This is a genomic window from Streptomyces sp. NPDC021224, assembly GCF_044332905.1.
GTDB lineage: Bacteria > Actinomycetota > Actinomycetes > Streptomycetales > Streptomycetaceae > Actinacidiphila.
Genome location: NZ_JBIRPW010000042.1, coordinates 1 through 1,980, shown reverse-complemented (window position 1 = coordinate 1,980; position 1,980 = coordinate 1). Strand labels below are relative to the sequence as shown.

Below are 1,980 nucleotides of genomic sequence, written 5' to 3'. Positions count from 1 at the left end.
GCCACCGCCCTCGAAACCCACCCCCGCATCCGCCAGGCCGTCGTCACCGTCCACGACGAGAACCTCCTCGCCCACTACGTCCCCGGCCAACCCGCCCCCGACCCCGCCGAGTTGAAGACCCACCTGGCCACCCGCCTGCCCGGCTACATGGTCCCCACCACCTACATCGCCCTCACCGCCCTCCCCCTCACACCCAACGGCAAGATCGACCGCAAAGCCCTCCCCCACCCCGGGACGGAACGGGTCTCCGACGCGCGGCCGCTGACAACGGACGCAGAGCGGCTTGTCGCGGACGTCCTGGAAGAAGTGCTGGACGTCCATGACATCCACGCCGAGGACGACTTCTTCGCGCTCGGCGGCCACTCCCTGCGCGCCGCCATGCTCACCGCCCGCCTCAACGCCCGTACCGGCGCCCGGATCGCGGTCAGTGACGTCTTCCGGCACCCGACCGTGGCACAACTGGCCTCGCTCGTGGACGCGGCAGTGCCCGGCGAGGCAGTGAGCGGCCCCGTCCCACGCGCGGAGGGCACACAGCCGCCGCTGTCGCCCGCCCAGGAACGCCTGTGGTTCATGCACCGCCTCGACCCGCAGGACGCGTCGTACAACATGTGGATGGCCAAGCGCCTACGCGGCCCCCTCGACGAGACTGCGCTGCGCCGTGCGCTGGACGCGGTCACCGCCCGGCACGAGATCCTGCGCACCCGCTTCCCCGAAGCCGACGGCGAGCCCACCGCCGTCGTCGAACCCCCGTCACCCGTACCGGTCGAAGCGCTGACGGCGGCGCACGAGGAGGAGGCTCTCGCCCTCGTGGCTTCGCGCACGAACACTCCGCTCGACCTCAGTGCCGCGCCGCCGCTGCGCGCGACCCTGATCCGGCTGGGCGCCGACGACCACGTGGTGCTGCTGGTCATGCATCACATCCTGGGTGACGGCTGGTCCCTCAACATCCTCTACGACGAGCTGGCCGCCCTCTACTCCGGCCGCGAACTCGCCCCGCTGCCGGTACAGTTCGGCGACATCGCCCTGTGGCAGCGCGGGCAGGACACCACCGAAGCCCTCGCCTACTGGCAGCAGCGCCTCACCGACCCCACAACGCTCGAACTGCCCCTGGACCGCCCGCGCCGTCCCGCGCCACGCCGTACAGGTGGGCGGACCGTACTCCGGCTGGACGAGGCCGAGACCGCCGCGCTCGCCCGGCTGGGCCGGGAGCACGGCAGCACGATGTTCATGGTGCTGCTGGCCGCCTACCACGCCCTGCTCGCCCGCCACACCGGCCAGGACGACATCCTCGTCGGCACCGTCACCGCAGGCCGCGACCGCCTCGAACTCGAACCCGCCATCGGCTACCTGACCGACGTCCTCGTCCTGCGCGCCGACCTCACCGACAACCCCACCCTCGGCACCCTCCTGGACCGCACCCGCGACGACGTCCTCGCCGCCTTCGCCCACCAGGGCATTCCCTTCGAGGAGTTGGCCGCGCGCCTGCGCGTCGTCCGCGACCCCGCCCGCACCCCCCTCTTCCAGACCATGGCCATCCTCCACACGCAGGGTGCGGACCACGACGTGGAGGGCTTCACCCGGCTGCACACCACCGACCTGGACGGGGGCTTCGGACAAGCCAAGTTCGACCTGATGATGGAGGGTTGGCACGACGGTCCCGAGCTGGTGCTCTCGCTCGTCTACGACGCGGAGATCTTCGACGCGGCCACGATCGAGCGGATGACCGAGCGCTTCGCCCGCCTGCTACGCGCCCTCCCCGACCACACCACCACACCCTTCGCCGCCGTCCCGATCCTCAGCCCGGACGACACCACCGTCCTCGACGGCCCGCACCTCACCGAAACCCCCGCCTTCCTCGACCAGTTCGCCGAACAGGTCCGCCTCAGGCCCGACGCCATCGCCCTGACCTGCGGCGACCAGCACCTCACCTACGCCCAGCTCGACACCCGCGCCCGCCACCTGGCCACCACCCTCCCCCAC

General features: G+C 71.7%; 1 protein-coding gene. It reads left to right on the top strand.

The window, feature by feature from the left end; translation table 11 throughout:
- A partial coding sequence (locus ACH4PY_RS37080) for a condensation domain-containing protein (protein ID WP_398192931.1) occupies positions 1–1,980 on the top strand: 1,980 nt, incomplete at both ends.